23 protein-coding genes are annotated in these 26,930 nt (G+C 54.1%); 16 read left to right on the top strand and 7 right to left on the bottom strand.

All coding sequences use genetic code 11. From position 1 onward, the window contains the following. Positions 1-61: 61 nt before the first annotated feature. The 7 genes from RHJ80_RS01455 (at position 62) to malQ (ending at position 6,981) form a co-directional block, all read left to right on the top strand. Complete coding sequence (locus tag RHJ80_RS01455) at positions 62-1,561, top strand: cryptochrome/photolyase family protein (protein ID WP_310801319.1); 1,500 nt, start codon at positions 62-64, stop codon at positions 1,559-1,561. A gap of 249 nt (positions 1,562-1,810) precedes the next feature. Beyond that, positions 1,811-2,962 carry a hypothetical protein gene (locus RHJ80_RS01450; RefSeq protein WP_310801318.1) on the top strand — a complete coding sequence of 384 codons (1,152 nt, stop codon included), beginning with the start codon at positions 1,811-1,813 and terminating at the stop codon, positions 2,960-2,962. Between the two features lie 76 nt (positions 2,963-3,038). Then, the gene (locus RHJ80_RS01445) at positions 3,039-3,965 is read left to right on the top strand and encodes an isoaspartyl peptidase/L-asparaginase (protein ID WP_310801317.1); all 927 of its coding nucleotides are present in this window, start codon (positions 3,039-3,041) and stop codon (positions 3,963-3,965) included. A 120-nt stretch (positions 3,966-4,085) separates the two neighbouring features. Further along, positions 4,086-4,799: a photosynthetic/respiratory NAD(P)H-quinone oxidoreductase subunit K gene (ndhK, locus tag RHJ80_RS01440; protein ID WP_206200754.1), complete on the top strand. Its 714-nt coding sequence runs from the start codon at positions 4,086-4,088 to the stop codon at positions 4,797-4,799. Between the two features lie 31 nt (positions 4,800-4,830). Continuing rightward, a complete protein-coding gene (gene ndhL, locus RHJ80_RS01435) occupies positions 4,831-5,061 on the top strand; it encodes a photosynthetic/respiratory NAD(P)H-quinone oxidoreductase subunit L (RefSeq protein WP_181495109.1) in 231 nt (76 codons plus the stop codon). A 5-nt stretch (positions 5,062-5,066) separates the two neighbouring features. Continuing rightward, positions 5,067-5,399, top strand: a complete 333-nt coding sequence (locus RHJ80_RS01430) for a DUF3007 family protein (protein ID WP_206200753.1) — start codon at positions 5,067-5,069, stop codon at positions 5,397-5,399. Positions 5,400-5,424: 25 nt separating this feature from the next. Further along, entirely contained in the window at positions 5,425-6,981 is a 1,557-nt protein-coding gene (gene malQ / locus RHJ80_RS01425) for a 4-alpha-glucanotransferase (RefSeq protein WP_310801316.1), read from the top strand. Here malQ and RHJ80_RS01420 read toward each other — a convergent pair. Further along, positions 6,978-8,327, bottom strand: a complete 1,350-nt coding sequence (locus tag RHJ80_RS01420) for a pentapeptide repeat-containing protein (RefSeq protein ID WP_310801315.1) — start codon at positions 8,325-8,327, stop codon at positions 6,978-6,980. The two genes, malQ and RHJ80_RS01420, sit on opposite strands and share 4 nt — an antisense overlap. Positions 8,328-8,446: 119 nt before the next feature. Between RHJ80_RS01420 and RHJ80_RS01415 the strand changes: the two genes are divergently transcribed. The 3 genes from RHJ80_RS01415 (at position 8,447) to RHJ80_RS01405 (ending at position 12,102) form a co-directional block, all read left to right on the top strand. Continuing rightward, positions 8,447-9,601 carry a DegT/DnrJ/EryC1/StrS family aminotransferase gene (locus RHJ80_RS01415; protein ID WP_310801314.1) on the top strand — a complete coding sequence of 385 codons (1,155 nt, stop codon included), beginning with the start codon at positions 8,447-8,449 and terminating at the stop codon, positions 9,599-9,601. 212 nt (positions 9,602-9,813) lie between these two features. Continuing rightward, positions 9,814-10,812 (top strand): 2-hydroxyacid dehydrogenase, encoded by a 999-nt coding sequence (locus RHJ80_RS01410; RefSeq protein WP_310801313.1) that lies wholly within the window; start codon positions 9,814-9,816, stop codon positions 10,810-10,812. Between the two features lie 84 nt (positions 10,813-10,896). After that, positions 10,897-12,102 carry an argininosuccinate synthase gene (locus RHJ80_RS01405; protein WP_310801312.1) on the top strand — a complete coding sequence of 402 codons (1,206 nt, stop codon included), beginning with the start codon at positions 10,897-10,899 and terminating at the stop codon, positions 12,100-12,102. Here the strand turns inward: RHJ80_RS01405 and RHJ80_RS01400 are convergent. Continuing rightward, complete coding sequence (locus RHJ80_RS01400; RefSeq protein WP_302677089.1) at positions 12,099-12,371, bottom strand: YciI family protein; 273 nt, start codon at positions 12,369-12,371, stop codon at positions 12,099-12,101. The two genes, RHJ80_RS01405 and RHJ80_RS01400, sit on opposite strands and share 4 nt — an antisense overlap. A 92-nt stretch (positions 12,372-12,463) precedes the next feature. Between RHJ80_RS01400 and RHJ80_RS01395 the strand changes: the two genes are divergently transcribed. Next, positions 12,464-13,771 (top strand): pentapeptide repeat-containing protein, encoded by a 1,308-nt coding sequence (locus tag RHJ80_RS01395; protein ID WP_206200746.1) that lies wholly within the window; start codon positions 12,464-12,466, stop codon positions 13,769-13,771. Continuing rightward, on the top strand, positions 13,771-15,051 hold the full coding sequence (locus RHJ80_RS01390) for a CCA tRNA nucleotidyltransferase (protein ID WP_310801311.1): 1,281 nt from the start codon (positions 13,771-13,773) through the stop codon (positions 15,049-15,051). The genes RHJ80_RS01395 and RHJ80_RS01390 overlap by 1 nt, the downstream gene beginning before the upstream one ends. Here RHJ80_RS01390 and RHJ80_RS01385 read toward each other — a convergent pair. The 5 genes from RHJ80_RS01385 to RHJ80_RS01365 all read right to left on the bottom strand — a co-directional run bounded on the left by RHJ80_RS01385 (position 15,048) and on the right by RHJ80_RS01365 (position 22,198). Then, complete coding sequence (locus RHJ80_RS01385; RefSeq protein ID WP_310801310.1) at positions 15,048-16,106, bottom strand: extracellular solute-binding protein; 1,059 nt, start codon at positions 16,104-16,106, stop codon at positions 15,048-15,050. The genes RHJ80_RS01390 and RHJ80_RS01385 overlap by 4 nt on opposite strands. Beyond that, the gene (locus RHJ80_RS01380) at positions 16,094-17,683 is read right to left on the bottom strand and encodes a glucose-6-phosphate isomerase (protein ID WP_310801309.1); all 1,590 of its coding nucleotides are present in this window, start codon (positions 17,681-17,683) and stop codon (positions 16,094-16,096) included. Before RHJ80_RS01380 ends, RHJ80_RS01385 begins: the two co-directional genes overlap by 13 nt. 84 nt (positions 17,684-17,767) lie before the next feature. Then, positions 17,768-18,589: an alpha/beta hydrolase gene (locus RHJ80_RS01375; RefSeq protein ID WP_310801308.1), complete on the bottom strand. Its 822-nt coding sequence runs from the start codon at positions 18,587-18,589 to the stop codon at positions 17,768-17,770. Further along, a complete protein-coding gene (gene ndhD1 / locus RHJ80_RS01370; RefSeq protein ID WP_310801307.1) occupies positions 18,586-20,169 on the bottom strand; it encodes a photosynthetic/respiratory NAD(P)H-quinone oxidoreductase subunit D1 in 1,584 nt (527 codons plus the stop codon). Before ndhD1 ends, RHJ80_RS01375 begins: the two co-directional genes overlap by 4 nt. A 49-nt stretch (positions 20,170-20,218) precedes the next feature. Continuing rightward, positions 20,219-22,198, bottom strand: a complete 1,980-nt coding sequence (locus tag RHJ80_RS01365; RefSeq protein ID WP_310801306.1) for an NAD(P)H-quinone oxidoreductase subunit 5 — start codon at positions 22,196-22,198, stop codon at positions 20,219-20,221. Positions 22,199-22,470: 272 nt separating this feature from the next. Between RHJ80_RS01365 and RHJ80_RS01360 the strand changes: the two genes are divergently transcribed. The 4 genes from RHJ80_RS01360 to RHJ80_RS01345 all read left to right on the top strand — a co-directional run bounded on the left by RHJ80_RS01360 (position 22,471) and on the right by RHJ80_RS01345 (position 26,926). Beyond that, positions 22,471-23,172: a lipid-binding SYLF domain-containing protein gene (locus tag RHJ80_RS01360; protein WP_310744718.1), complete on the top strand. Its 702-nt coding sequence runs from the start codon at positions 22,471-22,473 to the stop codon at positions 23,170-23,172. Between the two features lie 61 nt (positions 23,173-23,233). Next, the gene (locus tag RHJ80_RS01355; RefSeq protein ID WP_206200739.1) at positions 23,234-23,581 is read left to right on the top strand and encodes a YbaB/EbfC family nucleoid-associated protein; all 348 of its coding nucleotides are present in this window, start codon (positions 23,234-23,236) and stop codon (positions 23,579-23,581) included. 18 nt (positions 23,582-23,599) lie between these two features. Further along, positions 23,600-24,229, top strand: a complete 630-nt coding sequence (locus RHJ80_RS01350; protein ID WP_302677081.1) for a response regulator transcription factor — start codon at positions 23,600-23,602, stop codon at positions 24,227-24,229. A 69-nt stretch (positions 24,230-24,298) separates the two neighbouring features. Continuing rightward, positions 24,299-26,926 carry an FHA domain-containing protein gene (locus RHJ80_RS01345; protein ID WP_310801305.1) on the top strand — a complete coding sequence of 876 codons (2,628 nt, stop codon included), beginning with the start codon at positions 24,299-24,301 and terminating at the stop codon, positions 26,924-26,926. Positions 26,927-26,930: the final 4 nt, after the last annotated feature.

The raw sequence follows: 26,930 nt of genomic DNA, 5'->3' as shown, positions 1-26,930 counted from the left end.
TAAATCACATTGGTTGTACTAAACCATTCTCCCTTAGTCCTTATTTACAATCTGAGTTCGGATGGCCATTGGCGTTTGGGTTTTAGGCGATCAACTGTGGCAAGGGCAATCAGCCCTGCAAAGCTGTCCAACCCCTGTGCCCGTCATCCTCATTGAGTCCCGCCAATGGGTGCAACAACGCCGCTACCATGCCCAAAAACTCGTGCTGGTGTGGTCGGCCATGCGGCATTTTGCCCAAGAACTTGAGGCAGCCGGTTGGCCGGTGACTTACGCGATCGCCCCCGACTTTGCTACCCCCTTGCGACAGTGGATTGAAGCTCACCATATCCACGAACTACGGATTATGGCACCCAGCGATCGCCCCTTTCGGGATCTGATCGCTACCCTCGATCTCCCCTGTACCATTAAGTTCTTGCCCAACAATCACTTTCTCTGGTCAGAAGCAGAATTTCAGGACTGGGCGAAAGGTCGCAAAACGCTGGTCTTGGAGTATTTCTACCGCGCCGGTCGCCAACGGTTTCAAATTCTCATGGACGGTAAATCCCCCGTGGGTGGCAAGTGGAACTACGATGCCGAAAATCGCCAACCGCCGCCTACTCGCCTCAAACCGCCACCACCGCTGCGCTTTTCTCCCGATCAGATCAGCCAAGAAGTCATTGAGACAATGCGCCAAGGCAACTTTGACACCTACGGCCACATCGAACCCTTTGACTGGGGAGTCACCCGCGCCCAAGCGCTGCAGGTCTTGGAAAACTTTATTGAATACCGCTTGCCCCAGTTTGGCCCCTACCAAGATGCCATGGTGGCAGGAGAAGAGAGCCTGTGGCACAGTTTGCTGTCCCCCTATTTGAACCTAGGGCTATTGCACCCCCAAGAAGTGATCGATGCTGTCTTAGCCGCCTATAGGGAACGGCCGCTGCCCCTCAACAGTGTGGAGGGCTTTATTCGCCAAATTCTCGGCTGGCGCGAGTATATGTATGGTCTCTATCACTACCTTGGTGCTGACTACTGCCAGCATAATTTCTTTCAGCACACTCACCCCTTACCGACGTTCTTTTGGCAGAGCGATCGCACCACCATGAACTGTCTGCGCCACGTTCTGCAGCAAATTGAGCGCACAGGCTATGCCCACCACATTCAACGGCTGATGATCCTCGCCAACTTTGCCCTGATTACTGGCTTGTCTCCCCAACAAGTGGAAAACTGGTTCCACAGCGTGTTTATTGATGCCTACGACTGGGTGATGCAAACCAATGTCCTCGGCATGGGCTTATTTGCTGATGGCGGGCTGTTGGCCTCCAAGCCCTATGCGGCGTCTGCTAACTACATTCAGCGCATGAGTAATTATTGCCAAGGGTGCGCCTATGATCCCAAGCAACGAGTGGGCGATCGCGCCTGTCCCTTTAACTTTTTTTATTGGCACTTTCTAGCCCGGCACCGCAAAATCTTGAGTCGCCAAGGACGCATGAGCATTATCCTCAAAAATTTGGATAAACTGAGTGCCACAGAAACGGCAGCCATTCAACAGCAGGTGCAGCAGTGGTATGCTGAAAATTCATAGCCTCGAAAATAAAAAGTGTATTCTACATAACATTCATTTGCCATACGTCTTAAATTTAATCCGAAGTCAGTGAATCTGGAATAAACGAAAAATTCGGGTATTTTGAAATCTAGTGGGAATCGAACTTAACCAAAAGATAACCAAAAAATAATTTCTTCCTACTCTTAAGTCGAGATAATTTAAGTGAGGTAAAGCAGAGTACAGTCTTCACGCTAAAACAATTGAATACTCATTCTGGGGGACAATCAAATGAATGAGACAGTCAATATCCAACTGTCTGCAGCCGCTACGTTGGCTGACTTACCCTATTTTTCCTATCAGGTTTCCCCTGAAACCATCTCTGAAAAAGTGGCTGATGAATTTCAACGTTATCCTGAGCTACCGGGGGTACTGGTGGTGGCAGGCGATCGCGTCATCGGCATGATCTCCAAGGTCAAGTTTTTTGAGCGCATGAGCAAGCAGTTTGGTCGCGATCTCTACTTGCCGCGCCCGATTAAATTGCTGCCAGAAATTGCTGCACCCCAAGTACCTCCCCTTGTTTTGATGGCACGCACTCCTGTGGAAGAAGCCGTGGAACAGGCCTTGAGTCGCCCCCCCGCCTTTGTCTACGAACCCGTGGTCGTGCGTAAGGGCAAGCAACTGGTGTTGGTGGATATGCGGCTGATCCTGATTGCCCAAGCGCAAGTGCTGAGCAAGAAAAATCTCTTCATTCAGCAGCAGCACTTCCACACCCAGCAACTCCTTGAGAAGTTAAAGGTGGAAAAAGAGCGGAACCAAGACTATGCCAAGCGCCTTGAAAGCGAGCTGACCCGCACCCAACAGATGAACGAAGCCCTAGAGCAGCAGGAGCGCTCTGTGCGTGAGCAAGCGGAGCGGATTGCCCAACTCAATCAACGGTTCGTCTCCATTAGCCAAGTTCTTTCCCAGCGGGGGCGCAAAGCCTTTCAGCAAACCTTCACCGGGGTTAACCAAATTAGCCGTCACACAGCGGAGGTTTATCGCCTCAGCGAACGGCTAAAACAGGACGTGGAAATTATCGACCAAGCCACCCATCAAATTGCTGAGATTACCCGTCAGGTGAAACACCTTGCGGTGCAGGCGGGGCTGATTGCCAGTCGCAGTGGCCAGCAGATGGCTGGTTTCGATTTTATCAGTGAGGCAATTAACAAACTGGCCAACCAAGTGGTCTTTGCCAACCAACAAGTAGAGGAAATGGCCAATCATTTTCGCCATCACATTCGCGAGGTTGTAGAGTCCACCGCCTCTGGGGAAAAAATCGCGCGATCGCTCCTCAGTCAAGTGGAAGATACCCAACAAGCCATCCAAGAACTACAAGCGCTACTGGATACTGAGGAAGCCACGACTCAGACAGAGACCATGCCAGCGGCAGCAGTTGCTTAGGGCAGCCCGTGGATTTAGACCCTCGCCGCGGGGTATCGTGAATTTAGTCCATTGATTTCTATCTCGCCTATTCAGGATGCCCCAACCCACTGTGATTCTCCATGGCGGCGCCGGCAGCTCGCTCCAAGACAAAGGCAGTCTCATTCCCGTCCGCCAATCCCTGCATGCCATTGTCAGCCAAGTGGTTCAGACCCTAAAAGAAGGGGCAACGGCGATTGAGGCAGTGGTTTTGGGGTGTCGGCTCCTAGAGGATGAACCGCGCTTTAATGCAGGCACGGGGTCTGTGCTGCAATCCGACGGTCAAATTCGCATGAGTGCCTCGCTCATGGATGGGCAGCGGCAGCGCCTCAGCGGTGTCATTAATGTCTCACGGGTGAAAAATCCCATTGACCTTGCGCATTGGTTGCAACAGTGCCCTGACCGTATTCTGTCCGATGTGGGAGCAGCAGAGCTCGCTCGTGAATTGCAGCTTCCTGTGTATCAACCCCTCACGGATCAGCGACTCTACGAGTGGCTCGAGGAACGCAAAGGCAATTTCCAAACATCGATGGCCGGAGTCGTGGCTGAGGAGGCAAGGCGGGGCACGATTGGTGTTGTGGTTTTAGATCAGCAGGGACACTTGGCCGTGGGGACTTCCACTGGCGGCAAGGGCTTTGAGCGTATTGGGCGGGTCAGTGACTCCGCAACGCCAGCCGGCACCTATGCCAACAGCTTAGCAGCAGTCAGTTGTACTGGCATTGGTGAGGATATTCTGGATGAGGCGCTAGCCACGCGGATTGTGGTGCGCGTCACCGATGGGCTTTCCCTTGAGGCGGCCTTTGAAAAATCCTTTCGGGAAGCCGCGAGTCGGCAACGGGATTTTGGCGCCATTGGCCTCGACCATCAAGGGGCGATCGCCTGGGGCAAAACCTGTGATGTCCTGCTGGCGGCCTACTGGAATGGCATCACCATTGGTGACACCTTAGACCTACCCCCCGGCCTGCAGGTGGGCGGCCAAAAATAATTTATCCTTGCTGTCAAGTTTTTTTATTGCCAGCTCAATGCAATTGGCTGCATCTGTTAGGGTAAAGGCCTATAATTTTAAGTGTTTTTACATTTGGCCGATGTCCCTTGAGGGAACCCTATGACCAATACGACCTCGCCTGCCATCCTCAATCCAATTGCTCGTCCTGAAGTTCCCCAAGAACTTGCGGAAAATATCATCCTTACTTCCCTCAACGATGTTTATGACTGGGCACGGCTATCGAGCCTCTGGCCGCTCATGTATGGCACTGCCTGCTGCTTCATTGAGTTTGCGGCCATGATTGGCTCGCGCTTCGATTTCGATCGCTTTGGCTTGGTGCCCCGCAACAGCCCCCGTCAGGCGGATTTGATCATCACCTCTGGCACCATCACGATGAAAATGGCACCCGCCTTGGTGCGCCTCTACGATCAAATGCCCAATCCCAAGTACGTGATTGCGATGGGTGCCTGCACGATCACAGGGGGGATGTTTAGCTCTGATTCTTATTCCGCCGTGCGTGGTGTGGACAAGCTGATTCCCGTGGATGTCTATTTGCCCGGCTGTCCGCCCCGTCCAGAAGCGATCATGGATGCGATCGTCAAGCTGCGCAAGAAAATTGCCAATGAGCATATCAGTGAGCGTGGCAACCTTGCCCAAACCCATCGCCTCTTTACCGCCAAGCACAAGATGAAGCCGGTGCCCCCTATTCTCACCGGTCAATATCTCAATGCTCCCAGTCGCCAAGCGCCTCCTCCTGCCCTTGCTGCAGCGATGGGAATTGCTGTTCCTGCCCTTGGGGAAGCGGTGAGGGAAACCAGCACCGTTTCAGAATAATCTAGTCGTTTTGGTGAAGAGGTAGTCATCGATGGCAGTTTCAACAGAGCTTTTGGTACTCGGTGTCTATGGCGCCTTGGCAGGGCTATATCTGCTGGTGGTGCCAGCGATCGTCTATGCCTATTTGAATGCTCGCTGGTATGTGGCTGGCTCCTTTGAGCGGGCATTTATGTACTTTCTGGTGACGTTCTTCTTTCCGGGATTACTCCTGCTGGCTCCCTTTATTAACTTTCGTCCCCAACCGCGCTCTCTCGATTCCTAGGTGCTATGCGCCGCATTGATGTTCTAGGGATTGGTATTGGTGTTTTCCTTGCGGGCGGCTTGGTTTATCTGCTGTTGCGCATTGCGGGAGTTGAGCCGCTTCAAGCCGGGATTTGGAGTCAAGCCATTTTTGTCTTGGTGGTTCTGGGTTGGCTCTCCACCTATCTCCTGCGGGTCTTTACAGGACGGATGACCTACCACCAGCAACTTAAAGACTATGAAGAGGCCGTGATGAGCGATCGCCTTGCGCGGATGTCGCCAGAGGAGCTAGCCGCCCTTGAAGCAGAAATTCTAGCGGAATCCAGCGAGATTGCCGATCCAGAATTGGGCGATAATTAGCTCAAGTTTCCCCGTGGCTTAAATAATGCACTTTCCCCGCTCCTGTGGTTTACTGCTTCATCCCACGTCCCTGCCTGGTGGTCATGGCATTGGTGACTTGGGTGCGGCAGCTCGTGAGTTCCTTGAATTTTTGGTTGCCAGTGATCAGCAGTACTGGCAGGTCTTGCCCCTAGGGCCAACGGGCTTTGGCAATTCCCCCTATATGTGCTACTCCGCGATGGCCGGCAACCCACTGCTGATCAGCTTGGATGAACTGGTCAAGGAGGGCTGGTTAACGGAAGCAGATTTGGCAGGACTCACGCTTGAGAATAGCGATCGCGTCGATTTCGAGGCTGTCATTAGCCAAAAACTCCCCCTGCTCCGCCTTGCTGCTCAACGCTTTCAGAATCAAGCCACCCCAGAAGACTGGCAGGCCTTTCGCGACTTTCAAGCCCTTGCCCACTACTGGCTGCCCACCTATGCCCTCTTTATGGCGCTGAAGGATCACCACGAGGGACAGCCGTGGTATGAATGGCCCGCCCCTTTGCGCGATCGCGAACCAACCGCCCTTGCCGCGATCCAAGCCGTTCTCAAAGAGCGCATTTTTGAGTACGAGTTTCAGCAATTTCTCTTTTACCAGCAGTGGCACGCCCTCAAGGAAGCCGCCAATCAACAGGGGATTCAGATTATTGGTGATATTCCCATTTATGTTGCCCACGACAGTGCCGATGTCTGGGCCTTTCCCCAATTTTTTGAACTCAATCCAGAAACGGGTGCGGTTGCCCTCATGGCCGGTGTGCCTCCAGATTACTTCAGTGCCACGGGTCAACTGTGGGGCAACCCCATTTACAACTGGAAAGCCCTTGCTGCCGATGGCTACTCTTGGTGGATTGAGCGCTTCCGTGCCCTGCTCTCCTACATGGACATTATCCGTGTGGATCACTTTCGCGGCTTTCAGGGCTACTGGCAAGTGCCCGAAGGGGAGGAAACAGCCGTCAACGGTGAGTGGCAACCGGGTCCTGGTGCTGCCTTCTTTGAAACCTTGCAAGCTGCTTTGGGACGACTGCCTATTCTCGCCGAGGATTTAGGGGATATTACCCCCGATGTCATTGCCCTACGGGATCAGTTTCAGTTTCCGGGGATGAAAATTCTCCAGTTTGCCTTCGGCGGTGGTTCGGATAATCCCTTTTTACCCTTTAATCAAGAGCGCAACTGTGTGGTGTACACTGGCACCCATGACAATGACACAACTGTCGGCTGGTACCGCAACCTAAGTGACTGGGAACGGCAGCGCCTCATTGACTATTTGGGCTATACCCCCAGCGAACCCCACTGGGCTTTGATTCGCATGGCCTTGGGAACCGTTGCCAACCAAGCCATTCTTCCCGTTCAAGATTTGCTCGGCCTCGATAGTCATGCCCGCATGAATTTCCCCGGTACTGGCGAAGGCAACTGGGCGTGGCGGCTAACTGCGAGCCAACTTACCCCTGAACTTGCCGCTCATTTGAAGCACTTGGTGCACCTCTTTGGCCGTCAAGCGCCACCGAGACCCCAGCCGGTTGAAGCTGCCGAAGAAGCCGTCCCCGAAAAAGACCCCGCCTAAGCTCGCCGTCGGCCATCGGGCATAATCGTACCCCGCAAATCCACTTCACTGAGGTTGGCGCCACTCATATCCGCAGCAGTCAGGTTCACCCGCGTCAAATCCGCCCGCGACAGGTTAGAGCCTGAGAGGTTGGCATCTCCTAAGTCTGCCCCACTCAAGTTAACACCGCTGAGATCTACAGTTCCCAGTAAGCTGCCGCTAAACGTTGCCCGGCTCAGGGTGGCTCCACTGAGGGTGGCGCGGCTGAGATTCGCTTCTGAGAGAGTAGCACGACTCAGGTTGGCTCCCACCAAGCGGGCACGGCTGAGATTTGCTTCTACCAAGTCGGCACGGCTAAAGTTGGCTTCCGTTAACTCCACTTCGCGAAGATTGGCACCACTGAGATTGGCACCCCGCAGCTTCACGCCATTAAAGACGAGGCCACTGAGATTGGCACTGCGTAGATCCGTTTGACTCAAATCCGCATTGTCCAGCAATGCCCCCTGCAAGTTTGCCCCTTGGAGATTCGCCCCCCGCAGATTGGTGCCCACCAGTTTGGCATGGCTGAGGTTGGCGCCCCGTAAATTTGCCCCACTGAGATCCGCACGGCTAAGGTTGGTATGGCTCAGATTCGCGCCACTGAGATTGGCACCACTGAGGTTGACATCTGAAAGTTCTAGGGAGGACAGATCCGCCTTGGCCAGTTCCGCGCCGACAAGGTTGGCCTTGGCAAGGTTGGCTTCACTGAGCTTGACTTCCGTGAGATCAACGCGGCTGAGATTGGCTCCCGTGAGATTCGCCGCCGTTAAGTTCGCGCCACTCAGGTTGGCACCGCTGAGGTTCGCACCACTGAGATTGGCATTGCTGACATCCGCCTGAATTAAATCCACACGGGTTAGGTTCGCCTGCTTTAGATCCGTGCCATGCAAATTCGCGCCCTGTAAATTTGCCCCCGAAAGGTTAACGCCGTCGAGTGTCAATCCCCGTAGATCCGCATTCGCCAAGTCCACACGAGAGAGATTTGCACCCTGAAGCACCGTTCCCCGCAGGGTGGTTTCACTAAGTTCAGCGCGGCTGAGATTGGCTCGCGTCAGGTTTGCCCAACTGAGATCACTGCGGCTAAGGTTTGCGCCAGCGAGGTTGGCATCCACCAATTCTGCTTTGATGAGCATGGCATTAACAATTTCTGCGCCACACAGCACCGCACCACTGAGATTGGCTCCGCTCAGGTTGACCCACTCCATGTCGGCACGGGAGAGAATAATCCCCCGTAAATCAGCGTTGATAAACTCGCCATTTGTCAAACTGGCACGATTAAAGTCCCGTTCACCGCTGGCATAGCGTTTTAAGAACTCTTGGGGATTCATCAAAAAAAACGGGTCTGGAACCCCGCCCTTGAGAACGGCTCTACACTCTAAGCCTAGCTTAATTCGCTAAAACCACACTACGCTCGTGAGAGGATGATAATAAAGACTTGCGCTCTCTCATGGATACCATCCCTATTCTTGATCTCAAGGCCCAATATCAATTCCTGCAAGCAGACATCGATCGCGCAGTTGCCCGCGTACTGGCATCCGGTCAGTTCATTCTAGGGCCAGAGGTACAGGCCTTTGAGGAAGAGGTAGCCGCCTATTTAGGGGTGCGCCATGCGGTAGCAGTTAATTCAGGGACAGATGCACTGGTGATTTCCCTGCGCAGTTTGGGAATAGGTGCTGGGGATGAGGTGATTACCACCCCCTTTTCGTTTTTTGCGACGGCAGAGGCGATTAGTTTGGTGGGTGCCCGCCCGGTCTTTGTGGATGTGGAACTGGACTCTTTTAACCTTGATCCCAGTAAAGTTACCGCAGCCATTACCCCCCGCACCAAGGCGATTTTGCCGGTTCATTTATTTGGGCGGCCAGCTGCTATGGGAGCAATTGCTGAAATTGCCCAAGCGCATGGGTTAGCCATTCTTGAGGATTGTGCCCAGTCCTTTGGTGCCCGCTATTGTCCGCCCTGTGAGAACTGTCAATGTGAAACGGCAACTCAAGAGGCTTTAGCTCATCGGTTCACGGGGGCGATCGGCAGCATGGGGGCCTTTTCATTTTTTCCCACCAAGAATCTCGGTGCCTATGGCGATGGGGGGCTGATTACTACTAATGATGATGATTTAGCCGAGCGATCGCGCATGCTGCGGGTTCACGGCTCCCGTCAACGCTACTACCACGAAATGATTGGCTACAATTCTCGCTTGGACAGCCTACAGGCGGCGATTCTGCGGGTGAAGCTACCCCATATCGATCGCTGGAATCAAGAGCGACGGCGAGTCGCCCAAACCTATAACCAAGCCTTGGCGGGTCTTGAGGCGGTGGTGACCCCAGCAGTATCTCTAGGGCATGTGTTTCATCAATATACCATTCGGGTGCTCAATGGCCAGCGGGATGCGCTCGCGGCTTACCTGAAGGCGGCTGGTATTAGTTCGATGATTTACTACCCCATTCCCCAAGATCACTGTCCGATGTATAAGGGGCAATCTCCGCCCAATCCTGTGAGCGATCGCCTTGCCAGCGAGGTTCTCAGCTTACCCATTTGGCCTGAATTGAGCGATGCCACCATTGAGCATATTGCCGCAACCATTCGCCAGTTTTTTCGCAAGCGCTAAGGGCATCCCCTAAGCAGTTGTCTGGGTATTTGTCCTCCCTTAACACAACCTTAAGCTGACACTCGCTAAGCTAACTACAGCTCTTTTGTGAAATATGGGGTTAACAGACAGGACACATCGGCATGCTGTCCGCCATTAACGTTCTCAGGATTCAGAGTGTTCAACCCTAGTGAAAAGGGCTGTAATGTCACTTGGGCTAGGAGAGCCATGCTATGAAAGTTGCTGTTTTCAGTGCCAAATCCTACGATCGCCAGTTTCTGAATGCCGCCAATGAAGCTCAAGGTCATCCCCATCTCCTCACCTACTACGATGTGCTGCTGCGTCCTCAAACAGTTTCCCTTGCCGAGGGACATGAGGCCGTCTGTGTATTTGTCAATGATGATCTGGGGGCAGAGACCCTCAAACGGCTGGCAGCGTTGGGGGTGCGTCTGGTGACGCTGCGCTGTACGGGCTTCAACAATGTGGATTTGGCAACAGCGGCCAGCTTGGGCATCACAGTTACCCGCGTCAGTGCTTATTCCCCCTATTCGGTAGCGGAGCATACAGTGGGGCTGATCTTGATGCTAAACCGCAAACTCCACCGTGCCTACAACCGTGTGCGCGATGACAATTTCTCCTTGGAGGGGCTGATGGGCTTTGACCTCCATGGTTGTACGGTCGGCATCATTGGCACAGGCAAAATTGGGCGTGTTGTTGCCCGGATTATGCATGGTTTTGGCTGCCACCTCTACGGCTATGATCCCTACCCCAACAAAGACTTTGAGCAGATAGGCACCTACACAACCCTAGAAACCCTCTTGGCTGAATCGGACATTGTCACTCTTCATTGCCCCCTTGTCCCCGAAAATGAACACATGATCAATGCGACCACGATCGCCCAAATGAAGCGCGGTGTCATGTTGATCAATACCAGTCGTGGCAAGCTGGTGGACACCAAAGCAGTCATTGAGGGCATTAAAAGCGGCCAAATTGGTTATCTGGGCATTGATGTCTATGAAGAGGAAGACTCCCTCTTTTTCCAAGATCTTTCGGACACGATTATTCAGGACGACACCTTCCAACTCCTGCAATCCTTCCCCAATGTGGTGATTACTGCTCACCAAGCCTTCTTTACCCGCAATGCCCTCACGGATATTGCCCGTACGACAATTGAAAATCTGACCTGTTTTGAGCAAGGCCTGCCTCTAGCAAACGAAGTGAAACAGATGTAAGGCTCGGCGAAACGGTTATCCCCATAACGTTTCCGGCAAACAGATCCGCTATAGTAGCGATCGCATTTATTTCAGGAAAGAATCATGGGGCGTGCAGAAAAAGTCATTTTGGCCTATTCGGGGGGAGTGGATACCTCCGTGTGTATTCCCTATCTCAAGCACGAGTGGGGCGTGAAGGAAGTCATTACCCTCGCCGCTGATTTAGGACAGGGGGATGAACTGGAACCCATTCGCCAAAAAGCCCTTGATGCTGGTGCCAGTGCCTCACTGGTGGCCGATGCCAAAGCTGAGTTCATCCGCAACTATGCCTTTCCAGCCATTCAGGCCAACGCCCTCTACGAAAATCGCTATCCCCTCTCGACGGCCCTTGCTCGCCCCCTGATTGCCAAGCTCTTGGTGGATGCGGCTGCTGAGTATGGTGCCGATGCCGTTGCCCACGGCTGTACAGGGAAAGGCAATGATCAAGTCCGCTTTGATGTGGCGATCGCCGCCCTGAATCCCAACCTCAAGGTCCTGGCACCCGCTCGCGAATGGGGCATGAGCCGCGAAGAAACCATTGCCTATGGCGAACGCTTTGGCATTCCTGCGCCTGTGAAAAAATCTTCCCCCTACAGCATTGACCGCAATCTTTTGGGACGCAGTATTGAAGCCGGCCCCCTTGAGGATCCGTGGATTGAACCCCTTGAGGAAATCTATTTGATGACCCAAGCCATTGAAAATACCCCCAACTCCCCGGAGTATGTGGATATTGGCTTTGAGGCCGGAATTCCCGTTAGCCTCGATGGCCGCTCCCTCGATCCCGTAACGCTGGTGAGTGAACTCAATGAGCGGGTGGGGCGCCACGGCTTTGGTCGCATTGACATGATTGAAAATCGCCTTGTCGGCATTAAATCCCGCGAAATTTACGAAGCCCCTGCCCTCTTGGTGCTCATTGACGCCCACCGCGATTTGGAAAGCTTGACCTTAACCGCCGATGTGACGCAGTACAAACGGGGGATTGAAGAGACCTACAGCCGTTTGGTCTATAACGGTCTTTGGTATAGCCCCCTCAAAGCAGCCCTTGATGCCTTTATTCAACAGACCCAGCAGCGGGTCACAGGCACAGTGCGCGTCAAGCTCTTTAAGGGAACGGCACGGGTGGTGGGGCGACGCTCTCCCTATTCCCTCTATACGCCCGATTTGGCCACCTATGGTGCCGAGGATCAATTTGATCACAGGGCAGCCGAGGGCTTTATCTACGTGTGGGGGCTACCCACCCGCGTCTGGGCGGAGAAACTGCGCCAAGGCTAATCGGGGGCTTCGACGATACACCACTCGTGGAGTTCGTAGTGGACACACTGGTGTTGGACGAGGGGATCGCGGGCAACAATTTCTTCAGCGGCTTGCCGGGAATCCGCCTGAAACAACAACATGCCACCCCCGCGCTCAGCCCAGTATCCCGTGCGGGCTTGATGCCCTGCGGCAATGAGGGCGCGCACATAGGCACGGTGGGCAGGAACGTGGCGATCAAAGGTGGCTTTGTCCACAATACCGCGTTCAATTTTGACAAACCATGGCATCGCTGACTGGCTCCTCTGGATGGGAATCAAGACCTAGAATAGCTATAGCAGTGGGCTTGAAAAACTCTGTGGTGCCCTGCTAGTGAGCGGCTATGAGCAAAGCAATTACCCTTGAAACCTTGTTAAGCGAATTTGCCCGTGGGGTGCGGAATTTCCGGGGTGTGAATTTGGCGGGCAGTGTGTTCCCTCTGGTGCAACTGAGCCATGTGGATCTAGCGGGGGCGGATCTTCAGGGCATCAACTGGAGTGGAGCGGATTTGATCAAGGCCAACTTGGCCAATGCCAATCTGCGGGGGGCAAATCTGATTGGTGCAGATCTGAGTGGTGCTAATCTGACCGATGCCAACTTGCAGGAAGCCATGCTCAGTGGCGCCATCCTAGTGGGTGCCTACCTCTCACGCGCCAATTTACAGCAGGCGGTGCTCAGTGGTGCCATCCTCAAGGGGGCGGTGCTCCACGACAGTAATCTGAAGGATACAAATGTGGTGGGGGCAGATCTGTCAGAGGCGGATCTGACCGGGGCGATCGCCCGCCGCCAAGACTTAGAGGAAGCCAAGCTCTCAGGAACTATACTGCCCAATGGCGAAGTGGTCTTTGAGGCTGGGGAAATGGAAGAGGTTCCGTTGCCCGCCCCAACGCCAATGGCTAAGCCAATGGCCACTGCAAACGAAACCACCGTGATTGAGTGGACAAACGAGCAGGTGATTCAAATGCTGATCCTGCAACAACACCCCCTGCCCAGTACCTACCAAAGTGCTGATTTGAAGGTGGTTAGCCTCGGCAATCACTGCTATCAATTGCGCACGGTCACGGAAACGGTGGTGGCGGTAGTAGAAGGTGAGAGTGTGGCCAATGAAAAAGTAACCCTTTTTGCCGAGGCGCCCTTTGCCGATGTGGTGGCCAGTGTCCTCCAAGCCCATTCCTTCTTGCCCACACAATACGTCAGTGAACCCGTACCGGCGTGGCACTACGAACAGGTCGCCATTCCGTCGGGGCAGGTGGTGCGTTGGGGAACGGCACGGCAACTTTGGAAAACTTGGTGGTTACTGCTCAAGTCCACTGCCACACCTCAGGAGCCACAGCAATTGCAACTGTTGGTGGGCAAGGAGTGGCAGCCCATTTGCGATATTGCCTTTTCACCGTCGGCGGGCGGTGGTCTGATAATCAAAACGGCGATGGGCGATCGCCACTTTTCTGGGGATGCCTCGCTGATTTGGCTAGAAAGTGTCCCGTCTGGATTGCCCACCACCTCTGCCCCAGCAGTCCCGCCTTGGAACGGCTTACTCAAATTTGAAAATAACTGCCTCACCATTGAAACCGCCGCAGGGCTCGTCTGTGTGCAGGGGGAAAACTTGAGGGTCACCCTTGGGGGGCAAGCGATCGCTCTCAACCAGCTCTAATGGTCGCCCTTCAACCCTTTGATTTTAGTCGCTGGCCGATCGCGGTCAGTGATTTACCGACCGATACCTACCTCGTGGGGGGAGCGGTGCGGGATGCGCTCCTAGGCCGGATCAATTCGTGCCCCGACTTGGATTTTATTGTGCCGAGGGATGCGATTGCCCTGACCCAAAAACTGGCGGATAAGTACAAGGCTGGTTTAGTGGTTTTGGATCGGCAGCGGCAGATTGCCCGCTTAGTCTTTGCTAATACAACGGTGGATATTGCCCAGCGGCACGGAGAAACCCTCTTGACCGATTTGAGCGATCGCGATTTTCGCCTCAATGCCATTGCCTACGACATTCACCACCACCACATTGTCGATCCCCTCGGTGGCCTTTTGGATTTGCAACGCCGCCAAATTCACTATGTCGCACCAGAAAATCTCGCTGCCGATCCCCTGCGACTCCTACGCGCCTATCGCCAAGCCGCCCAACTGCAATTTACGATTACGCCCGAAACGCGGCAGGTGATCCAAACCCTTGCCCCCCAACTGCGACGAGTCGCCCCAGAACGGGTGCGGGTGGAACTCAGTTATTTTCTCAGTGCCCTTGAGAGTGCCCCCTATCTCACCCTTGCTTTTCGCGATGGCGTGTTGGCGGTGTGGCTGCCGTCGGTCACCGAGGAGCGGATTACCCACTACCATGCCCTTGAATCCACCCTAGGGAAGTTTCCCTTCCCAGCCCTTTGGCCGGCGCTAACGACATCTATTGCCGCAACAACTGCCCCCGGCGAACCCCAACGGCGAACCCTAGTGGCTTTGGCCAAGCTCACCTGCCTCGTGAATGCCAGCGATCGCCAAGCGGCCGAGGAACTAACTGCCCTCACCTACACCACCGATGAAATTCGCATTGTCCAAGTTCTGTGCCGACTGCTCAACCACTGGCTAGTCCCCCTCGAACAGCCCCTGAACCGCGAGCAAGCCTTCTATCTATTTCGCGCGGCGGGTAGCTATTTTCCAGCCTTTGTTGCCCTTGCCCTGAGCCGGGGCATCTCCAAAGCGCATCTAGTGCCCTTGGTCAAAGGGTGGTTAGACCCCAAGGATGCCATTGCCCATCCCCCCCAATTGGTGCGGGGTGCCGATCTGGTAGAAGTGTTTCAGGTCTCGCCGGGGCCGCGTGTGGGTGAATTGTTGCGAGCTGTGGAAGCGGCGCAAGCGCGGGGAGAAATTCGCGATCGCCCCCAAGCCCTCGCCTATGTGGCAGAAATCCTAGGTGGTTCAAGGCAACCGCGGCACACTTAGGAGAGGGGCAAAAACATTTCCTGCCAAAGGGTGTCATAGCGTTTTTGGGCAGCCACATCGAGGGGGAGCAGGAGTTCACTCTTGGCAAAGGCGGTGGGAGTCGCTAGGGGAATATAGCGATGCAAGAGAGTGCGTCTTAAATCGCTCACCAGCGGCGAGGGAGCATCACTAAACTGGCTGAGTTGCTCAGCAACTTCCGGTTGCCACCAGTAGTTCAACCAAGCCAAGGCTGCCGCATCGGGATTTTGGCCACAGACCCACAAATCCACCCACAGCGCCGTCCCACTGGCGGGAAACACGGCGGCATAGGTCTGCGGATCTCGCTTCAGCAGCGGCAGTACATCCGTTGACCAACCCACTGCTAATTGTGTACTGCCCAGCATCAGTGGCTGCAGGTAGGCGTTAGAACTAAAAAAACGACACCCTTGGCGGAGACGCTGCAAGCGTTGCCGTAATTCGGGGTGGGTGGGTGGGGCATTGTAGGATAGCCCTAGGGATTTCAGCGTCAACCCAATCACTTCCCGCGGCTGATTTAACAGGCTATAGTGGCCTTGAACGCTTGGATGCCATAGGACATCCCAATCTGTGGGTTCCCAGCCCAAATCGGCAAAGAACTGGCGGCGATAAATGAGGACTGTTGCCCCCCAGCGATAGGGCAGACCCCAGAGAGCATCGTCTTTGCCAATGAGTTGCAGTAATGGCTGCCACGGTTCAGCCCAGTCCCACCGGTTTTGAATCAGTGGTTTGGGAATAGGGGCAATCTGTCGCTGCGCCACGGCCTGAGCTATCCAAGCATCCCCGAGACTGAGGACGGCTGACCCGAGGATTCCCGCTGCAAAGGTGTTGGCTAACTCTTGGGGGGTTTCCCGCAGCCGCAGCTGAAGTCCCACGCCGGCCTGTTGACGAAAGCGCTGAATCAATTGGGGGGGTAAGGATTTTCGCAGTAAATAGACGGTGAGTCCTGTATTGGCAGTGGCTTGACAACCACTGAGGGCGATCGCCCCCAAGGCAAACAACCCCTGACAAAATTGCCGCCGCTGCATTAGCGTTGCCACCGAAACTGCAATTGACTTGGCTGCGCTGGATCCCCCAGTTGCTCGATGCCGCGATCGTTGGCCACAAGGTGCCGTAGGATCAGGTAAATCCGCTCCAGTTGATCCGGCGCATTCACAGCGTCGGCGATCGCCTGCAAGTCTAGGGGTTCGTCGCTCTGTTCTAAGACTTTAACAATCTGCCGTTGCAACGCCAAATTCGCTGCTGCTGCTTTCTTGCCAGCTTCCACCCCCGGCTGATGGTAGGCATTGATATTCACCAAGAAGCCATAAAGACCCACTGCTCGCTCATAAAGGGCAATCAGAGCACCCACCGTTTTGGGCGTCACCTCTGGAATCGTCACCGTCAGGGAAGGGCGATCCTTTTCATAGAGGGCTTGGCGCGTGCCGAGGAGTAGGCCACTGAGGTAATCCCCGGAAGTAATCCCCGGCTCCACGTCAATGGCGGGTTCTTGGCCATCCCGCAGCACCTCAATAAACGTGACAAAGAAGTTAGGTAGGCCATCCCGCAACTGCTGCACATAGGCATGCTGATCCGTGGTTCCCTTGTTGCCATAGACCGCAATCCCTTGGTGGACAATGTTGCCGTCGAGGTCTTTTTCCTTGCCGAGGGACTCCATTACCAACTGCTGCAAGTAGCGGCTAAACAGGAGCAGACTATCTTTGTAGGGCAGGACAACCATATCTTTTTCACCCCGACCATTGCCCGCATGGTGCCAAGCCAAGGCGAGTAGGGCAGCGGGATTTTGGCGAATCTTCGGCACGCGGGTTGCCTGATCCATCAATTTTGCTCCCGCGAGGAGGGCATCAATGTCAATCCCTTGCAGGGCAGCGGGCAATAGACCCACCGTTGACAGTTCCGAGGTGCGCCCCCCCACCCAGTCAAACATCGGGAAAATGGCCAGCCAACCGTTGGACTCCGCCACTTGGGCAAGGCCACTGCCCGGCAGGGTGATGGCGACGGCGTGATCGGCAAAGGCAAGGCCGGCACGTTGGAAGCGGGCTTGGGCTTCTAGCATGCCATTGCGGGTTTCCGGTGTCCCCCCCGATTTGGAAATGACAATCACCAATGTCGTCCGCAGGCGATCGCCTAGTTCCGCAAAAACCCGCTCAAACCCGGCAGGGTCGGTGTTGTCCAAAAAGTGAATGTTCAGGGGCGGATTCACAGGGGCAAGGGCAGCCGCCACAAACTGCGGACCTAGGGCAGACCCCCCAATGCCAATGGAGAGAATCTCGGTAAAGCGACCCCCTTGGGGTGGAGCAATGGCGCCACTGTGGACTTGCTGGCTAAACTGCTTCACTTGGGCAATGGCATCGCGAATTTCGGCACGCAGTTCTGGAGTTGGTGCCAAATCGGCATCCCGCAGCCAGTAGTGCCCCACCATGCGGCCCTCATCGGGGTTGGCGATCGCCCCTGCTTCCAATTCCTTCATTTGCTGAAAGGCGCGCTCAAAAGCTGGCTCTAGGCGGCGTAACACTTCTGGGGTCAGCCCCATACGACTGACATCCACATAGAACTCCAACTCAGGGTGGTAGTACAACCAGTCTTGGTAATGCTGCCAAAGAGCCAAAGCATCCATAAGACAATATTTTCGCGCTACGATCTCAGCGTACCTCAACAACTGTCCCTTACTGGGAACATCAGCTTTCCCTTAATAAACACCCTAGGCAGATTGTGCCTTCAGAAAAGCAGCAAATTCCTCTAACGCTATCCGCAGGCGATCGCCCGCCACCTCAACAAAATCATTGTGATCGGCACCCTCGACCCAGAGGGAAAATTTTGGCTCACGGGCAATGGCAAAAAGGTATTGGCCATGACGAAAGGGCACAATGCTGTCGGCAGTACCGTGGAGAATCAACAGCGGCACCTTGACTTGCGGCAGTTTATCTCGGTTGATAAAGCGATCAAAGGGAAACAACGGGAAAGGTACCACCACCCGAAAGATGGAAGTAAAGGTACTTTCTAAGACCAACCCCGCAATTGCAACCTGTGTTGCCAGTTCCGTCGCCACCCCACCGCCAAGGGAACGGCCATAGAGAATCACCCGCTCTGGGGGGACTCGCAGTTCCTCTGTGAGATAGGTATAGGCTGCCAAAGCATCTGCGTAGGCATGACGCTCACTAGGGCGACCCGAACTCAAGCCGTAGCCACGATAGTCGTAGGCGAGGACGGAAAACCCCCACTGCTGCAGCGTCTGTAGAAAGGGTTCCACCATGCCGAGGTCTTCCCCATTGCCGTGACTAAACAGCAGCGTAAAGTGAGCGTCTGGGTTGGCAACATACCGCACCGCAAGGCGATCGCCCTGCCCCACTGGAATCAGCCGGATCTCCTCAGAAAGGGAGTAGGTAGGACGGGGTGGATGGAAGATCAGGGCATCGGCGCCAAAGTAGAGATAGACCGCAATGATCAGATAAATCAGGAGTGCCGATCGCCCCAAGCGCAACCAACTCCACTCCCCCAGTACCCAATCTTGTAGCCAACTCATTTAGTCTTTGAGTTCAGGCTCGGTGCCACCAGTGTCCCTAAGGGTTGATCCACCTGCTGAGCCAGTGTCGGTACCACTTCCCGCGCTCGCGCAATCACCTGCCCCGTGGTGGCATCGTAAATTTGCGTCAATAGCTTGGGATAGAGGCCAATGCCAATAATCGGCACCAACAGGCAGGCAATGATAAACACCTCGCGGGGTTCAGCATCCACAAGAGCTTCATGCTCCACCAGTTCCTTGTTTTCAGGGCCGTAGAAAATTTCCCGCAGCATCGACAGCAAGTAAATCGGCGTTAAGATCACCCCCACTGCCGCCAAAAAGACCACAATCACGCGGAAGGGCAAAGAATAGGCATCGCTGGTGGCAAAGCCAATAAAGACCATGAGTTCAGCCACAAAGCCACTCATCCCCGGCAGGGCAAGGGAGGCCAAGGAGCAGGCCGTAAACATGGCAAAGATCTTCTTCATTTTCTGGCCAACACCGCCCATTTCCTCAAGGATCAGCGTGTGGGTACGGTCATAGGTGGCTCCCACCAAAAAGAAGAGACTCGCCCCAATCAAGCCGTGGGAGACCATTTGTAGCATTGCCCCACTCATGCCCAAATTGGTAAACGAGGCAATCCCAATCAGCACAAAGCCCATGTGGGAAATCGAGGAGTAGGCAATTTTGCGCTTGAGATTGCGCTGCGCATAGGAGGTCAGCGCCGCATAGATGATGTTGACCACCCCCAAAATCACCAAAACGGGGGCAAACTTGGCATGGGCTGCCGGCAGCATATCGACATTCATGCGAATCAGGGCATAGCCGCCCATCTTCAGGAGAATCCCCGCCAGCAGCATGTGCACCGGCGCTGTTGCTTCACCGTGGGCATCCGGCAACCACGTGTGCAGGGGGACAATCGGCAGCTTGACGCCGTAGGCCACCAAAAAGCCGGCATAAACCAGCAGTTGAAACCCAATGGCATAGTCCTTGGCCGCCAAGGTCTGCATATCAAAGCTAATCGTGTCGCCATAGAAGGCCATGGCCAAGCCCGCCACCAAAATAAAGAGGGAGCTACCAGCCGTGTAGAGAATGAACTTTGTTGCCGCGTATTGACGCTTGTGCCCCCCCCAAATGGCCAGTAGCAGGTACACCGGAATCAGCTCCAGTTCCCACGCAAGGAAAAAGACCAGCATATCCTGCACGGCAAAAACGGCAATCTGGCCACCATACATCGCCAGCATTAAGAAATAAAAGAGTCGCGGCTTCAGGGTCACTGGCCAAGCCGCCAAAATCGCCAGCGTGGTAATAAAGCCCGTGAGTAAAATCAGCGGCATCGAGAGGCCATCTGCCCCCACTGACCAGCGCAGGCCAATTTCGGGAATCCAGTCATAGCTTTCCCACAGTTGCATGCCGGGGGTGTTCAGGTCATAGAAATTCGTGAAGGCATAGACAATCAAGGCAAAGTCAATCAACCCCACCGTCAGGGCATACCAGCGGATTGGGCGTCCTTTGCCTGTGGGATCTGGAATGAAGGGAATCGCCAAGGAAGCCACAATTGGGAACAGGATAATCGTTGTCAGCCAAGGAAACGTACTCATGGCAGTCGTGTTTACTCCTCCAGCAGTTGGGAAAGAACCATGACCGGGGTTAGGCTTGCACCGAGAAGATGACAAATCCCAACACCGCCAGCAGCACAATGAGGGCGTAGAATTGGGCACGGCCATTTTGGAAGTATTTCAGCCCTTCACCGGTGACCATCGTGACAAAGCCCGTGAGGTTGACCACGCCATCCACCACGTTGTAATCCACTTCCAAGACCTGACGCGCCAAGCGACGACAGCCTTTAATGAAGACCGCTTCATAGAGTTCATCGAAATACCACTTATGCAGTGAGAACTGGTACAGCGGTTGAATGGCTTTGGCGATCGCCTGCGGACTGGGAGTGCCCTTGAGATACATCAGGGAGGCCAAGGTAATGCCAAGCAGACCAATGCCCACAGAGCTACCGCCAAGGATGAGAAACTCTGTCAAATCCACCGCGTGCTCCGCCACCATCTCCTCACCGGGAGCATGGATAAAGGCCTCAAAGAGATTGTTGAAGGGGGTACCCACAAAACCAATCAACGTCGAGGGAATCGCTAGCACCACCAAGGGCAACGTCATTGTCCAAGGAGATTCATGGGGTTCAGCAGCGTGCTGATCGTGGTGGGCATTGTGATCATAGTGCTCCTGTAACTCTGGGGGCACATTACGGAACTTGCCCTCAAAGGTCATGAAGTACATGCGGAACATGTAAAAGGCGGTTAAGCCCGCCGTGAGCCACGTCAGCAGCCACATGGCCGAGTTGGCATGAAAAACGGCACCTAAAATTTCATCCTTTGACCAAAAGCCAGCAAAGGGAGGCACGCCAGAAATGGCCAAGCACCCCACTAGAAACGTTGCCCCCGTAATCGGCATATACTTGCGCAGCCCCCCCATGTAGCGCATATCTTGAGCCAAGTCTGGGTTATGGCCAACCACCCCTTCCATGCCATGGATGACTGACCCCGATCCAAGAAAGAGCATCGCTTTGAAGTAGGCATGGGTCATCAGGTGAAAAAGGCCAGCACTGTAGGCACCCACGCCCATCCCCATGACCATATAGCCCAGTTGGGAAATGGTTGAATAAGCCAAGCTCTTTTTGATGTCGTTTTGGGTGATGGCAATGGTTGCCCCCATAAATGCCGTAAAGGCCCCCGTCCAAGCAATGATCGTCATCACTTGGGGCAATTGCTCAAACACAGGGAACATCCGCGCAATCAGGAAGACCCCGGCTGCCACCATGGTTGCCGCGTGAATCAGAGCAGAAATGGGGGTCGGACCTTCCATCGCATCTGGTAGCCACACATGCAGGGGAAACTGGGCAGATTTGGCCACAGGACCGAGAAAGACCAAGATGGCAAGAATGGCGGCAAGACTAGGGGAAAGTAGGCCGGTATTGACCAGTTCCGTCAGGCGATCGCCCATGCCACCAAAGTCAAAGGTACCCGTTGCCCAAAATAGCCCCACCATGCCCAACAAAAGGCCAAAATCACCGACACGGTTGGTAACAAATGCCTTCTGTGCTGCTTCCGCCGCGCTTTTGCGGTCATACCAGAAGCCAATCAGCAGGTAGGAGCACATCCCCACCAATTCCCAAAAGATATAGACCTGCACCAAGTTGGGACTGACGACCAACCCCAGCATCGAGGAGCCAAACAGGCTGAGATAGGCAAAAAAGCGAACATAGCCCGCATCATGAGCCATGTAGCCATCGCTGTAGAGCATGACTAAAAAGGCCACCGTTGTGACGATGACCAACATCAATGCCGCTAAGGGGTCAATCACGTATCCCATGGCAATGTGGAGATTGCCCGCCGCTGCCCATTCAATCATTTGCGTATAGGGGGCGTGGCCTTGGACTTGACTCCAGAAAAGGCTCAGAGAATGCACCATGGCGATCGCCATCAACGCCATGATGAAAATGGCACTGGGTCGCCGCAGTTTCGAGGTGGTCTCTGAAAAGGCAATCAAGCCAAAGCCAACAATCAGCGCTCCCAAGAGGGGTAAAACGGGAATCAGCCAAGCGTATTGATACAGGGGTTCCATGCGTGCCACCTAACTTTCCATGAGAGCTGCCTGCTTGGGAAAACGAACTAGGTATGAATCACTAGTGCAGGCAAAACCCTTTACATTCTGCCACATCCGTTTTAACAACAGATGCCGGAAATCGGTTGCAGAAAATCAAAAAACAGGTTTTCTTCAGGTTTGTTACTACCAACCAAGGCATGACAGGTCAGGGAACAGGCAGGTAAGGTTGGCTCGTCTAACAATACATTGACGCACAAATAAGAGGAATTGCGATGGAATTGAGTTTTCTTATGGCACGATTTCACCGAACTGGCGCTGCAATTGTAGGGGCGATCGCCCTGATTTTCATCCCCCATACCACCCTTGCCCAAAATGCCCCTGATTCTCGCATGGTGCAACGGGTCGAGAATGCCACATTTGTCCTTGGCGAGTTTACATTTAACAACAACAACCGCATTCCACCGAGGATTGTCCAGCGCGCTCAAGGAATTGCCATTATTCCCAATGTCGTTCAAGCGGGCTTTCTCTTTGGGGGCCGCCGTGGCGCCGGTATTCTGCTTGTGCGCAATGAAAATAATGAATGGAGTAAGCCCGCCTTTATCACAATGACCGGCGGGAGCTTTGGCCTGCAAATTGGTGCCCAATCCACGGATGTGGTGCTGGCCTTCATGGATAAATCCGTCGTCATGCGCAGCTTGGCGCAGTCCTTTCGTCTAGGGGGCAATGTCTCCGTTGCGGCAGGCCCTGTGGGTGGCGAAGTCGTCAGTCCTACAGATCCGAGTCCCCAAGTCTTTTCCTACACACGCAGTGCGGGTCTGTTTGCCGGCGTTGCCCTAGAAGGCGCCAATATTAGTTTTGATCGTAGTGCCAGTACCCGCTTCTATGGCCGACCTAACCTGACGCCAATGCAAATTTTTGAGAACTCGCCCCCCCTCCCTTCCCCTCCCGTCCTCAATGGTCTCTACAATGCCCTTGCCCGTGCAGCGCGCTAATCCCTTCTCAAGACAGTGATAAGATAGCAGTCAATAGTCCGCACTGTATAGAAGGAACACTATGGCACAGGGACAGGGTTTTGGCTTCGGTCTTGGCAAAATGAAGGAGCTGGCCGCAGCCATCCAGAAAGCACAACAAGTTCAAGAAGGCGCCAAGAAGCTGCAAGAAGACCTCGAAAAAATGGACATTGAGGGTCAAGCAGCGGGGGGTGCCGTCAAAGTGATTATGAGTGGTACCCAAGAACCCCGCCGCGTCGAAATCAGCCCAGATCTCCTGAGTGAAGGGGCTGAAGTGCTCTCTGATTTGGTGACCGCCGCCATGCGCGATGCCTACCAAAAATCCACCGCTACCATGCGGGAACGGATGGAAGAGTTAACAGGTGGCTTGAACGTTCCGGGTCTCGGTTAATGCACTTCCCCGCCCACCATGGCACCCAAGCTGCGGCTCCTGATTGTGGAAGATGATCCAATGATGCAACTGGGGCTAGGACAAGCCCTAGGAGAGCAGTTTGCTGTGGTGGGTTATGCCGAAGATGGCTATGGCGCCATTGATATGACACGCCAGTTGCAGCCGCAAGTGGTCATTATGGACATTGGCCTACCAAGGCTAGACGGGATTGCCGCCACCCAACGGCTGAAGCGAGAATTTCCTGACATTCATGTGGTGATGCTTACCTCCCACCAATCGGCTCTTGAAGCTGTTGCTGCCCTTTCTAGTGGTGCCGATGCCTACTGTATCAAGGGAGAAACCGTTGAGCGATTACTGATGGCGATCGCTGCTGCCCAAGAGGGAGCCACCTACCTTGATCCCCAGATTGCCCGCCATGTGATCCAGCACCTGCATCCGCCCCAACCGACAATGGACTATCACCTGTCGCAGCGGGAACTGGATGTCCTGAAGCTGATGGTGGAAGGCTATAGTAACCCTGAAATTGCCAGTAAGCTGTTTCTCAGTCCAAATACTATCAAGACCCATGTGCGGGGTATTTTGAACAAGTTGGCGGTGGATGACCGTGTGCAGGCGGCGGTTGTTGCACTTCGTAACGGTTTAGTCTAGGCCTTCTCCAAGACTCAAGGGCACTTGTTATCGTGAAGGGGAACCGTCGGTGTGTTGAGCCTGTGTCCCATGGCATCCCATAGCAATGAGGCAACGGTTTTAGCCTCGGATCAAGAATCATTCCCCTTTCTGCAAATTAGTACGCCCGCTTCCGTCGAGGAGTTTCCACTCTTGCAACCCACGGTACGGGTAGGGCGATCGCCCCACAACGAAATTGTGATTTCCTATCCGACCATTTCGCGGCATCACTTTGAAATTGTTAAGACGGACACTGGCTATCGCATCCGTGACTTGGACAGTAAGCTCGGTCTGGTCTATGGCGATCGCCCCATCAAGGAAAAAGACCTCAAGGACGAGGATACCTTCTACATCGGTGTCAACGTCAAGATCACCTTCCGTGAAAGCCAAGCTCAGTTTCTGCAAAAAGCCATTAGCTTTCAGGGCAAGACGGTTCTGCGGATTGGTCGGGGTGACGACAATGACATTCAAATTGATCACCCCCAAGTCTCCCGCCACCATGCCAAGATTGAACGTCAAGGCACCTCCATTGTCATTACAGACCTCAATTCCTCCAACGGTGTCTTTTGCAATGGCAAGCGCCTCACCAAACCCCATGCCCTACGAATTGGCGACAAAATTCGCATCGGCCCCTATCTCCTGCAAATCAATGTTGACGAAACGATCACCGTTGATAATGAAACGGGCAGTATTCGCCTTGATGCCTTTGGCCTAGAGAAAGTCGTCAAAGGGAATAAAAAGCTCCTCCACGATGTCTCCCTATCCATTTTGCCCCGTGAATTTGTGGTCATTGCTGGCGTCAGTGGGTGTGGCAAATCGACCCTATTGCGGGCGTTGACGGGATTTAACCCCGCCTCCAGTGGCACGGTTCTGGTGAATGGCAACGATCTCTACCACAACTTTGATGCCTACCGCTCTCAGTTTGCCTATGTGCCTCAGGAAGACATCGTCCACAAGGAACTCACCGTTGAGGAAGCCCTCGACTTTGCCGCCCAATTGCGGATGCCAGCTGATATTACACCTACTGAACGCCACAGCCGCGTGGAAGAGGTGATGCAGATTTTGGGGCTGAGCCAACGGCGGGATGTGCCAATCAAAAATCTCAGTGGCGGCCAACTGAAGCGGGTCTCCATAGGTGTTGAGTTAATTACCAAACCCAGTTTGTTCTTTCTCGATGAGGCCACTTCGGGTCTGGATCCGGGTACCGAGGCAGATGTCATGACCCTATTGCGGCGCTTAGCCAATGGTGGCTGTACTGTTGTCCTGATTACTCACGTCACAGAAAATATCAAGCTATGTAATTTGGTCTTGTTTCTCGCCGCTGGCGGTCGCATTGCCTATTTTGGCCTCCCCAATGAAGCTCCTGACTACTTTGGTGTCAAGTCCTTTAATGACATTTATCCCTTGGTTGAGCGCGAGCGCAGCCCTGAAGAATGGCAGCAGTTATATTTGCAGTCGAAACAGTACAAAACCTATGTTCTCGATCGCCAGAAGGCAGTAGTCTGCCACCTCGATCAGGGACGCACGCCAGATGCCCAAGGGAAACGTGCCAGCAAAATTCCCCAGTACCACCCTGTCTCAGGCTTACGGCAGTACCTGATCCTGTTGCAGCGGGAAGCAGCCGTTTTAATGCGCGATCGCGTCAGCTTAATTTTGAATTTCTCGATCCCTTTCTTTATTGGTTTACTGGACTTGATAGTTTGGGATCGCCACCTGTTTGATATTCGCAAGGGGGATGCCGCCTCAGCGATTACGATGCTCTTTGCCACAGCCTTGGTGGCGGTGATGGTGGGTAATTTAACTACGATGCGCGAAATCGCCAAAGAGCGAGAGATTTACCGCCGCGAACACCTCGTAGGACTGAAAATTGGTGCCTATGTCTTTTCTAAGACAACGGTGGCGCTATTGCTGTCACTTTATCAGGCCTCGGCCTTTCTCCTATTCAAAAACATTGCCATTGATTTTCCCGGCGATAGCCTCACTCAAGTGCAGTTATGGCTGACGATGTTCTTGGCCTCCTTCAGTGGCATGATGATGGGGCTGTTGGTGTCGGCACTGTCACCCAATACAGCGATCGCCCCCCTGTTGTTAATTCTCTTTATTATTCCCCAAGTCACATTTGGGGGCGGGATTATTGCCCCCTCCCAGATGAATCCGATTGGCCAAGTCATGAATGTCTTTACCTTAACCAAGTGGCCCTTTGAAGCCTTTGTCACAATTACAAAAGTGGGCAAGGATGTCGCTTTGGATCCCTGCTGGACGAAACCCAATGAAACCCATCCCCCCGAAAGCTGTCGTTGCACGGGTGCCCAACTCTTTAAGACCTGCTACTTCCCGGGGGTTCGTGGCTACTACACCCCAGCCCTTGATGAGGCCGAACCGCAAAAGCCCACGGAACCAGCAACGCCAACCACCCCAGCCGCCTTTGCCACCTTCCAAGAGGAGATGACCAACTACAAGGATGATCTGCAGATTTGGCAGGAACGGTATTCTAACTGGATGCTGAAGCGGGAAAAAGCCATTGGCCAAGCGGAAGGCATTATTGACCGGCTCTACGGCATTTATGGTGAGATCTTTGACGTGAATGTGGCGGGGCACTGGCTGATCATCAGCTTGTTTATTGTCCTCATGTTTGCCATGATTGTCGGCATTCAGATCTATTTCGACACCCTCCACTAGGGGC

This window comes from Thermosynechococcus sp. QS41 (assembly GCF_031583515.1).
Classification (GTDB): domain Bacteria; phylum Cyanobacteriota; class Cyanobacteriia; order Thermosynechococcales; family Thermosynechococcaceae; genus Thermosynechococcus.
Note: the sequence above shows the minus strand (reverse complement) of the source record. Positions and strands in the feature narration are given on the sequence as shown.

Excerpts from the sequence above, each read along its gene's own strand:
- RHJ80_RS01365 (WP_310801306.1), bottom strand. The coding sequence starts at position 22,198 with ATGGAACCCCTGTATCAATACGCTTGGCTGATTCCCGTTTTACCCCTC.
- RHJ80_RS01350 (WP_302677081.1), top strand. The coding sequence starts at position 23,600 with ATGGCACCCAAGCTGCGGCTCCTGATTGTGGAAGATGATCCAATGATG.
- RHJ80_RS01345 (WP_310801305.1), top strand. The coding sequence starts at position 24,299 with ATGGCATCCCATAGCAATGAGGCAACGGTTTTAGCCTCGGATCAAGAA.
- RHJ80_RS01420 (WP_310801315.1), bottom strand. The coding sequence starts at position 8,327 with ATGAATCCCCAAGAGTTCTTAAAACGCTATGCCAGCGGTGAACGGGAC.
- RHJ80_RS01380 (WP_310801309.1), bottom strand. The coding sequence starts at position 17,683 with ATGGATGCTTTGGCTCTTTGGCAGCATTACCAAGACTGGTTGTACTAC.
- ndhK (WP_206200754.1), top strand. The coding sequence starts at position 4,086 with ATGACCAATACGACCTCGCCTGCCATCCTCAATCCAATTGCTCGTCCT.
- RHJ80_RS01415 (WP_310801314.1), top strand. The coding sequence starts at position 8,447 with ATGGATACCATCCCTATTCTTGATCTCAAGGCCCAATATCAATTCCTG.
- RHJ80_RS01405 (WP_310801312.1), top strand. The coding sequence starts at position 10,897 with ATGGGGCGTGCAGAAAAAGTCATTTTGGCCTATTCGGGGGGAGTGGAT.
- RHJ80_RS01430 (WP_206200753.1), top strand. The coding sequence starts at position 5,067 with ATGCGCCGCATTGATGTTCTAGGGATTGGTATTGGTGTTTTCCTTGCG.
- RHJ80_RS01395 (WP_206200746.1), top strand. The coding sequence starts at position 12,464 with ATGAGCAAAGCAATTACCCTTGAAACCTTGTTAAGCGAATTTGCCCGT.
- RHJ80_RS01400 (WP_302677089.1), bottom strand. The coding sequence starts at position 12,371 with ATGCCATGGTTTGTCAAAATTGAACGCGGTATTGTGGACAAAGCCACC.
- RHJ80_RS01455 (WP_310801319.1), top strand. The coding sequence starts at position 62 with ATGGCCATTGGCGTTTGGGTTTTAGGCGATCAACTGTGGCAAGGGCAA.
- ndhL (WP_181495109.1), top strand. The coding sequence starts at position 4,831 with ATGGCAGTTTCAACAGAGCTTTTGGTACTCGGTGTCTATGGCGCCTTG.
- RHJ80_RS01445 (WP_310801317.1), top strand. The coding sequence starts at position 3,039 with ATGCCCCAACCCACTGTGATTCTCCATGGCGGCGCCGGCAGCTCGCTC.
- ndhD1 (WP_310801307.1), bottom strand. The coding sequence starts at position 20,169 with ATGAGTACGTTTCCTTGGCTGACAACGATTATCCTGTTCCCAATTGTG.
- RHJ80_RS01360 (WP_310744718.1), top strand. The coding sequence starts at position 22,471 with ATGGCACGATTTCACCGAACTGGCGCTGCAATTGTAGGGGCGATCGCC.
- RHJ80_RS01355 (WP_206200739.1), top strand. The coding sequence starts at position 23,234 with ATGGCACAGGGACAGGGTTTTGGCTTCGGTCTTGGCAAAATGAAGGAG.
- RHJ80_RS01390 (WP_310801311.1), top strand. The coding sequence starts at position 13,771 with ATGGTCGCCCTTCAACCCTTTGATTTTAGTCGCTGGCCGATCGCGGTC.
- RHJ80_RS01375 (WP_310801308.1), bottom strand. The coding sequence starts at position 18,589 with ATGAGTTGGCTACAAGATTGGGTACTGGGGGAGTGGAGTTGGTTGCGC.
- RHJ80_RS01410 (WP_310801313.1), top strand. The coding sequence starts at position 9,814 with ATGAAAGTTGCTGTTTTCAGTGCCAAATCCTACGATCGCCAGTTTCTG.
- RHJ80_RS01450 (WP_310801318.1), top strand. The coding sequence starts at position 1,811 with ATGAATGAGACAGTCAATATCCAACTGTCTGCAGCCGCTACGTTGGCT.
- malQ (WP_310801316.1), top strand. The coding sequence starts at position 5,425 with ATGCACTTTCCCCGCTCCTGTGGTTTACTGCTTCATCCCACGTCCCTG.